The following is an 8,857-nucleotide window of genomic DNA, read 5'->3' as shown; positions in this document are numbered from 1 at the left end:
AGGCTTTTCGTGGCGAGGGAGCTTGCTCCCGCTGGGCCGCGAAGCGGCCCCAAGGATTTTGCGTTGAAACAAAAAACTGGGCCTGCTGCGCAGTCCAGCGGGAGCAAGCTCCCTCGCCACAAGGGGTTCAGTAAACCCAAACCTCCACCCGCCGATTGCGCACCCGGCCTTCGTCTTCATTGTTGGCCGCCACCGGCATCAGCGCGCCGAAGCCGCGGACCTCGCGCAACGTCACGCCGTATTTGACCAGTTCCCGCCGCACCGCCATGGCGCGCAATTTCGACAGCAGGTCGGCTCGCGCCGGGTCGTCCTTGAGGTCGCCAAAACCCACCAGGGTCACGCGTCGGTCGAGTTTTCCGTGTTGCCTTATATAGTCGAGTACCCGGCCGAGGTCTTGGTGGGCCTTGTTGTCCAGGCTGGCGCTGCCCTCCTCGAAGCGGAAATTCACGGTCAGGCGCTGGGCATGGCGGCTCAACGCCTGGTAACCCTCCGGCATCAGCGCGTTGGGCGTGACGGACATGGCCTGGATGGTCTGGGCGATAAACCCGTTGGCCGCGACGATGGCCTGGCCTTGTTCACTTTGGCTGAAGTCGACCAAGGCTTCGGCCCACGGGGTGGTTTGCGCTGGCGGCAAGTAGAAGAACAAGCGCCGGGACAAGGGGTAGTCCTCGGTGGCGATCAGGTTGTTCAGCGGCAGCATGGGCTGCGAGGCGCCATCGACGAGCGCAAGGGGTTTGGCCTGACGCACATAGGGCAAGCCGATGAAGCCGATGCCTTGCGGATCCTGGCTGACCGCATCGGACAATTGCTCACTGGATTCGAAGCGCTGGGCCGTAGGATCGAGCTTTTTTCCATGTCGGTTGAGTACCAGTTCCTTGAAGGTATCGTAGGTGCCGGATTGTTCGTCCCGCGCGTATAAACGGATGGCCCCGCCGACGCTGCCCACCGCTTCCCAGGTCTTTGCCTCACCGCTGAAAATGCGCGCCAGTTGCACGGTGTCGAGCTGACGCAACGGGTTTTGCGGATGCAGAATAATCGCCAGACCGTCGATGGCGATGACCTGCTCGGCCATCGGGCTTTTCAGGTCGCCGAGCGCCGACAGGTCCTTCAGTTCACCGTCCTTGATCGGTCGGGAAGAGGCTGCCAGGTCAGCGCTGGCTTGCTTGAGGGCGGCGAATCCGGTGCTGGAACCGTGGGCCGCGATGTCGATCTGGACGCGCTTGCCTTCGGCGGTCCAGCCAACGATCCGTTGCTCATTGTCCCGGCCGGTTATTTCGCTGCTGACCCTGAGCAGCCCCTGGCCTTGCATCAGGCCCTTGACCAGGGCCGGTCCCAGCGCCGCGCCGATGGTGTTGGAACCCTGGATACGCAGGGCCGGGCCGTGTTCGGGAACGGGCAAGGCGCCGGCCGATGCCATGAGCGGCAGCCAGAAGCTCATGAAAAACACAACGCACAGCCGCATGCCGGCACCTTTTGAACCAGGGAGGTGCCGGAAGATTAAGTCAGTCAGGTTGCTGAAAGATGACAGGGTTGCGACGCGGAGCGAATGACCGACCCGGTCGAATGTGGGAGCGAGCCTGCTCGCGAAAGCGCTGTGTCAGGCGCCATCATTTCGACAGGAATACCGCTTCGCGAGCAGGCTCGCTCCCACAGGAATGGATGCAGCTTTGGATCAGCTCAGTTCCAGCCAGATCGGCGCGTGGTCGGAGGGTTTTTCCATGCCGCGCAATTCATAATCCACGCCGGCATCCTTGACCCGTGGCAGCAGGCCTTGGGACGCGAGGATCAAATCGATGCGCAGGCCGCGCTTGGGCTCGTCCTCGAAACCGCGGCTGCGGTAGTCGAACCAGCTGAAGCGGTCGCTGACGTCCGGGTGCAGGTGCCGGAAGCTGTCCACCAGGCCCCAGTTCTTCAGGCGCGCCATCCATTCGCGTTCTTCCGGCAGGAAGCTGCATTTGCCGGTCTTGAGCCAGCGCTTCATGTTGTCCGGGCCGATACCGATGTCGCAGTCTTCCGGGGAAATGTTCACGTCGCCCATCACCACCACCGGCTGGTCGTTGCTGAAGCGGGTTTCCAGCAGTTGCTGCAGATCGCTGTAGAAGCGCTCCTTGGCCGGGAACTTGGTCGGGTGGTCGCGGCTTTCACCTTGAGGGAAATAGCCGTTCATGATGGTCACCGGCACGCCATTGGCATCGGCGAAGGTGCCCCAGATGAAACGCCGCTGGGCGTCTTCGTCGTCAGTCTCGAAGCCTTTGTGCAGGGTCAGCGGCGCCTGGCGCGAGAGCAGGGCGACGCCGTAATGGCCTTTCTGCCCGTGGTAATGCACGTGATAACCCAGGGCTTGCACCTCGGCCAGGGGAAATTGTTCGTCGTGAACCTTGGTTTCCTGCAACCCGATGACGTCCGGCTGGTGCTTGTCGATCAGTGCCGCCAACTGATGGGGGCGGGCACGCAGCCCGTTGATGTTGAAGGAGACGATCTTCATGGTCGGCTGTCCTGGCAAAACTGCGATGCTAGCTGACATGTCGGAAGGGAGCCAGCGTGGCGGTAGGACAAATGCACTGCTAATGTCCTCTGGCATGTAGGAATGATCGCAGCCCTGACGGGTTCGTAGTCAATAAGAGCAGGGACTCACCGAGCCTCGCCCAGGAGATCCACCACCATGCCTGACACCATTACCGCTGATATCCACATGCTCGACAGCGGCTATTCCCGCGAAGCGCGTTCATTGCTATACCAGGCCTACCGCCATGAGCCGACTTTCAGCTACCTGTTCGAATCCGAGCGCCCCGGTTACGAACAGCGGGTGCGGGCGACGGTGCGTGAACTGGTCAAGCAGCATTTCTTCCAGGACCTGCCAGCCATCGGCCTGTTGGTCAACGACCGCCTGATCGGCATCGCCCTGATTGCCCCGCCGCAGCGGCGCCTGGGCATTACCGAAAGCTGGGCCTGGCGCCTGCGGATGGTCTTGAGCACAGGGTTTCGCTGCACCCGGCGTTATCTGGATTATCACGCCGCGGTGCTGGCCTGCCTGCCATCGGACGCGGTCCATGTGCTGCCACTGCTGGGGGTTCATCCGCAGTTCCAGGGCCAGCATTACGGCGAGCAGTTGCTTGAGGCAGTCCATAACTGGTGCGCGGTGGACGAGCATTCCCAAGGCGTCGTGCTCGATACCGGCAACCCGCGCTACCTGGAGTTTTATAAACGCCAGGGCTATGAGGAAATTGGCGAAATCGCGGTAGGACCGGTCCGCGAGCATGTGTTCTTTCACGCCAACCCGCAGGTTTTACACAGCGCGACGGCATAATCGGACGAACTTTTGCGAAGCGTCCGGCTCTATCAGGCTCCCAAGCTCGTGATAGCATCCGCGCCATGAATTTCCCAGGACGAATGACCAGTGGCGCGCTCTTGCTGTCCCTCAGCTGCGCCGCGCTGGCACAAAGTGAATTGGATGTACGGGTCACACCGTCCAATGACGAGCTCAAGGCCAACGTAGAGGGCTATATCGGTAGCCTCGGTGAGCGTGACGAAGAGGCACTGCTGCGTTTCAGTCGCGGCGCCGAGGAGCAGGCGCGCAAGGCGGCCCAGGCGCTCGGCTATTACCAGCCGCAGATCGACAGCGAGGTCAAGGCTGGCAAGAACCCGCGCCTGATCCTGACCATCGACCCCGGCGAGCCGGTGCACCTGCGCAATGTCACGATCCGCGTCGACGGCCCGGCGGCCTCGCTGAAGAGTTTCCGGGTGCCGGCCAACGCCGGTCTCAAGCCGGGTGCGGTGCTCAATCACGGACGCTATGAAGACGCCAAGCGAACGATCCAGAACCAGGCCTCGCGTTATGGTTTTTTCAGCGGAAAGTTTGTCAGCCAGACGTTGCGCGTTGATCCCAAGGCTGGCGTTGCCGATGTCGAGCTGATCTACGACAGCGGCCCGCGTTACGCCCTGGGCCCGGTCAGTTTCGAGGGCGATACGCCGTTCGACGAAGACCTGCTGCAGCGCATGGTGCCGTTCAAGGCGGGCGCGCCCTACGATTCCGAACTGATTGCCGAACTCAACCAGGCCCTGCAATCGAGCGGTTATTTCGAAGGCGTGCGCGTTGATGCGGCGCCCACCGCGGCCACCGACAACGTGATCCCGGTGGCGGTCCGGCTCGACACCCGCAAGCCGCGCACCATGGGCCTGGGCCTGGGGTTTTCCACTGACGTCGGCCCGCGCGCCAAGGCCAACTGGACGCGTCACTGGGTCAATCCCCAGGGCCACAGTTATGGCTGGGAAGCGGAAATATCGGCGCCCCGGCAAAACGTCGGCCTCTGGTACGACGTGCCGCTCGACCCCCCGCTGACCGACAAGCTGCGCTACGCCGGCGGCTATCAATATGAAGAACTGTCCGGCACCGACACCCTTAGCAAACTGCTGACCGTGGGCCCCGAATGGCACAGCAAGCTGCCCAGCGGCTGGCAGCGGGTGGTGTCGCTCAAGTGGCAGCGCGAGGAATACCGCCTCGGCGACGATTCGGGCCTGAGCACCTTGCTGATGCCCGGCGTCAGCTATTCGTACCTGCGCAGCGACAATCGCATCGACCCGCACAACGGTTATCGCCTGCAATTCGACACCAAGGTCGCCAAGGAAGGACTCGGCTCGGACAACAACCTCTTGTATGGCACGGCCATGGTCAAGGGCCTGACCACGGTGTTCGACAAGCATCGCCTGTTGGCCCGCGCCCAGGTGGGCGGCAGCGCCACCAACGGCTACAAGTCGATTCCGCCGTCCCTGCGCTTTTTCGCCGGTGGCGACCAGAGCGTGCGTGGCTACGACTACCAGAGCCTGTCGCCGGAAAACTCCGAGGGCGATCGCATCGGTGGCCGCTACATGGTGGCCGCCAGCGTCGAGTATCAATATTCGGTCGCGGAGAAATGGCGCGTGGCGACCTTCGTCGACCAGGGTAACTCCTTCAACAGCGTTGAGCTGCCAAGCCTCAAGACCGGCGTCGGCGTCGGCGTGCGCTGGGTCTCGCCGGTGGGCCCGATCCGTCTCGACCTGGCCCATGCGATGGACGACGACGGCGGCATTCGACTGCACTTTTCCATGGGGCCCGAGTTGTGAATCGCGGTTTGAAAATAACGCTCCTGGCGCTCGCCGGGTTGCTGCTGACCGTCGTCCTGGCCTTGAGCATGGTGTTGGGCACGGCCTTTGGCAGCCGTTGGGCCCTTGGCCTGGTGCCGGGCCTGAGCGTGGAGAATTTCCAGGGACGGCTGGGCGGGCAGTGGAGCGCCGACCGGGTGCTGTGGCAGCAAGACAGCAGCCGGGTGGCGCTGGAACGGCCGATCTTCGCCTGGTCGCCGGCGTGCCTGCTGCGCATGACCCTGTGCATCGAACAGCTCAAGGCCGAGACAATCGCCGTGCAGTTGCCAGCCACCGCCGATGAACCGAGCAGTGGCCCGATCAGCCTGCCGGACCTGGACTTGCCGTTGGCCATCGAACTGGGCGATGTCCAGGTGGGCAGCCTGTCGTTCAACGGCAGCGAGCAGCTCAAGGGGCTGCAACTGGTGGCGCACTGGACCACCGTGGGTTTGCAGATCGACTCGGTGCAGTTGCAGCGCGACGAGCTGAGCCTGAAATTGTCCGGCCTGCTGCAACCGCGCGGCGACTGGCCGCTGAACGCGACGGGCCAGTTGACCCTGCCGGCGCCGGGTGCGACGCCTTGGGCGCTGGAGCTGAAAGTCGCCGGCGACCTGCTCAAGACCCTCAACCTCACGGCCGACAGTAGCGGTTACCTGCAAGGTCGCCTGACGGGCGAACTGCAACCGCTGGCGGATAACCTGCCGGCCAAGGTGCGCATCATCGCCGACGGCTTCAGGGCCAGCGCCGATCTGCCGGACACGCTGCTGCTCAATCAACTGGAACTGACCGGCGAAGGCGACCTGAAAAGCGGCTACCAACTGCTCGGCAAGGCGACTCTGCCCGCCGAGAAAGCGCCGGTGGCGTTGTTGCTGCAAGGCAAGGTGGACGCCAATGGCGCGCAGATCGCCGGCCTCGATCTCGACGCCGGCAACCAGCAGGCCCTCAAGCTCACCGGGCAGCTGGATTGGCGCGAAGGGCTGAACGCCGAAGCAAAAGTCGCCTGGCTGGATTTCCCCTGGCATCGCCTTTATCCGCTGATCGACGAGCCGCAAGTCACGTTGCGCAGTTTTAATGGTGAAGTCTCGTACACCGACGGCCAGTACCTCGGCAATTTCCAGGCGGCGCTGGATGGTCCCGCCGGGGCGTTCAGCCTGGGCAGCCCGTTCAGCGGCAACCTGACGCAAATCGACTTGCCGGAGCTCAAGCTCGCCGCCGGGCAGGGCAAGGCCGAAGGACACCTGGACCTGCAATTTGCCGACGGCATCGCCTGGGACACCGCGCTGCAGCTGTCATCGGTCAATCCGGCGTACTGGCTCGCCGAACTGCCCGGCACGCTGGCTGGGCCGCTGCGCAGTAAAGGCTCGATGAAAAACCAGCGCATGGAACTCGACGCGGACGTGGACCTCAAGGGCAAGCTGCGCGGCCAGCCGGCACTGTTCCAGGCCAAGGCCAGCGGCGCCGGCGAACAATGGAACCTCGGCGCATTGGATATCCGCCTCGGCGATAACCACATCTACGGTACGGGCAACCTGCAACAGCAGCTGACCGGCCAGATCAACATCAAGCTCGCGCGCCTGGCCCAGCTCTGGCCGCAGTTGCGCGGTCAGGTCAGCGGGCGTGTCGAGGTGGCCGGCACGCTCAAGGCCCCCCAGGGCAAGCTCGACTTGCAAGGCACGCAACTGGCGTTTCAGGACAATCATCTGCAAAGCCTGAACCTGGACGCGACGCTCGACGGCGCGCAACGGGGCAAAGTCGATCTCAAGGCCAGCGGTATCCGCAGCGGCGAAACCTCCCTTGGCGTCCTGACGCTGAGCGGGCAGGGCGATATCAAGCAACAGAAACTGCAGGTCGACCTGCAAGGGCCCCAGTTGAAAACCAGCCTGGCCCTTGATGGCACGCTGGATCAAGGCAGCTGGCGAGGACGCCTGACCAGTGGCGACCTGCAGGTCGGCGGTCAGGACTGGCGCCTGCAAGCGCCTGCGAAGCTGGAACGGCTGGCCAACGGTACGCTGAACTTCGGTGCCCACTGCTGGCGCTCCGGCCAGGCTAGCCTGTGCGGCGAAGACCAACGGCTGATGCCGGAGCCGAAGCTGCGCTATCACCTCAAGCAATTCCCCATCGAAAGCCTGGCCCAATGGATGCCCAGGGATTTTGCCTGGTTAGGCCGGCTCAACGCCGACCTGCAACTGGACCTGCCGGCCAGCGGCCCGAATGGCCGGGTGCTGGTGGATGCCAGCGGCGGCACGTTGCGGATTCGGGATAAAGAACAGTGGCTGGACTTCCCCTACCAGACCCTGACGCTCGACAGCCGCCTGACACCCACGCGCATCGATACCGATCTGAATTTCGTCGGCGCCAGGCTCGGCGAACTGATGGTCCAGGCGCGGATCAATCCGTTGCCAGCGAGCAAGCCGCTGAGCGGTTCGTTCCGCCTGAGTGGCCTGGACCTGTCGGTGGCCCGGCCATTCGTGCCGATGGTGGAAACCCTCACGGGCCACTTGAACGGCAGTGGCACGCTGTCTGGCGGGTTGCTCGCGCCCCAGGTCAACGGCAACCTGATGCTCAGCGACGGCGAAGTGTCCGGCCCGGAACTGCCGGTCAGCCTCGAAGCCTTGCAACTGCGGGCGATGATCGCCGGCGAAACGGTGCGTCTGGATGGCGATTGGAAGAGTGGCAAGAGCGGGCAGGGCCGCCTGACCGGGAACGTCGGCTGGGGCGAGGCGCTGACCATGGACCTGGCTCTCAAAGGCTCGCAACTGCCAGTGACCGTCGAGCCCTACGCGGTGCTGGACGTGGCGCCGGACTTGAAAATCACGCTGCAGGGCGAGCGGCTGGCGATTGCCGGCAAGGTCCTGGTGCCCAAGGGCGAGATCACCATTCGCGAACTGCCGCCGTCGACCGTCAAGGTTTCGGACGACACGGTGATCGTCGGCCACCAGACCGAAGAGGGCAAGGCACCGATGGCCATGGCAATGGACATCGACGTGATCGTCGGCCAGGAGAAGCTCGCCTTCTCCGGTTTCGGCCTGACCGCCAACGTCCACGGGCAGGTGCACATCGGCGACAACCTGGACACGCGCGGCGAACTCTGGCTCAACGACGGCCGCTATCGGGCCTATGGGCAGCGGTTGACGGTGCGCCGGGCGCGCTTGTTGTTCGCCGGGCCTATCGATCAGCCGTACCTGGACATCGAGGCGATCCGCCAGACCGACGATGTGATCGCCGGCATCCGCTTGAGCGGCAGCGCCGAGCAACCCACCACGCAAATCTTCTCGGAGCCGGCCATGAGCCAGGAGCAGGCGTTGTCCTACCTGGTGCTGGGCCGACCGCTGAGTACCACCGGCGAAGATAACAACATGCTCGCCCAGGCGGCACTGGGCCTGGGCTTGATGGGCAGTTCCGGCGTGACCACCAGCCTGGCCAACAACCTAGGAATCGAGGATTTCCAACTCGACACCCAGGGCAGCGGCAACGAAACCAGCGTGGTCGCCAGCGGCAACCTGTCGGAAAAACTCAGCCTGCGCTACGGCGTCGGAGTGTTCGAACCGGCCAATACCATTGCCCTGCGCTACAAGCTGAGCAAGAAGGTCTACCTCGAAGCCGCCAGCGGCGTCGCCAGCTCGCTGGATATCTTCTACAAGCGCGATTTCTGACCTTTCCCAGCCCTGACTTCCTTGTGGGAGCGAGCCTGCTCGCGAATGCGGACCATCAGTTGATTATTTGTTGACTGACGCACCGT

Annotated in this window: 5 protein-coding genes; 3 read left to right on the top strand and 2 right to left on the bottom strand. The window is 63.6% G+C overall.

What is annotated here, in order from left to right:
- Positions 1 to 127: 127 nt before the first annotated feature.
- Entirely contained in the window at positions 128 to 1,462 is a 1,335-nt protein-coding gene (locus ACE04F_RS15565; RefSeq protein WP_486108005.1) for a substrate-binding domain-containing protein, read from the bottom strand.
- A gap of 210 nt (positions 1,463 to 1,672) precedes the next feature.
- Entirely contained in the window at positions 1,673 to 2,485 is an 813-nt protein-coding gene (gene xthA / locus ACE04F_RS15560; protein WP_486108003.1) for an exodeoxyribonuclease III, read from the bottom strand.
- A gap of 177 nt (positions 2,486 to 2,662) precedes the next feature.
- Here xthA and ACE04F_RS15555 point away from each other — a divergent pair, with 177 nt between their 5' ends.
- The 3 genes from ACE04F_RS15555 (at position 2,663) to ACE04F_RS15545 (ending at position 8,771) form a co-directional block, all read left to right on the top strand.
- Positions 2,663 to 3,307, top strand: a complete 645-nt coding sequence (locus ACE04F_RS15555) for a GNAT family N-acetyltransferase (protein ID WP_486108001.1) — start codon at positions 2,663 to 2,665, stop codon at positions 3,305 to 3,307.
- A gap of 65 nt (positions 3,308 to 3,372) precedes the next feature.
- Positions 3,373 to 5,100 (top strand): autotransporter assembly complex protein TamA, encoded by a 1,728-nt coding sequence (locus ACE04F_RS15550; protein WP_486107999.1) that lies wholly within the window; start codon positions 3,373 to 3,375, stop codon positions 5,098 to 5,100.
- Positions 5,097 to 8,771 carry a translocation/assembly module TamB domain-containing protein gene (locus tag ACE04F_RS15545; RefSeq protein ID WP_486107997.1) on the top strand — a complete coding sequence of 1,225 codons (3,675 nt, stop codon included), beginning with the start codon at positions 5,097 to 5,099 and terminating at the stop codon, positions 8,769 to 8,771. The genes ACE04F_RS15550 and ACE04F_RS15545 overlap by 4 nt, the downstream gene beginning before the upstream one ends.
- The last annotated feature ends 86 nt before the right edge of the window (positions 8,772 to 8,857 follow it).

The organism is Pseudomonas sp. AGC41 (assembly GCF_057334555.1).
Note: the sequence above shows the minus strand (reverse complement) of the source record. Positions and strands in the feature narration are given on the sequence as shown.

Coding starts and splice junctions, on each gene's coding strand:
- ACE04F_RS15555 (WP_486108001.1), top strand. CDS start 2,663: ATGCCTGACACCATTACCGCTGATATCCACATGCTCGACAGCGGCTAT.
- xthA (WP_486108003.1), bottom strand. CDS start 2,485: ATGAAGATCGTCTCCTTCAACATCAACGGGCTGCGTGCCCGCCCCCAT.
- ACE04F_RS15550 (WP_486107999.1), top strand. CDS start 3,373: ATGAATTTCCCAGGACGAATGACCAGTGGCGCGCTCTTGCTGTCCCTC.
- ACE04F_RS15565 (WP_486108005.1), bottom strand. CDS start 1,462: ATGCGGCTGTGCGTTGTGTTTTTCATGAGCTTCTGGCTGCCGCTCATG.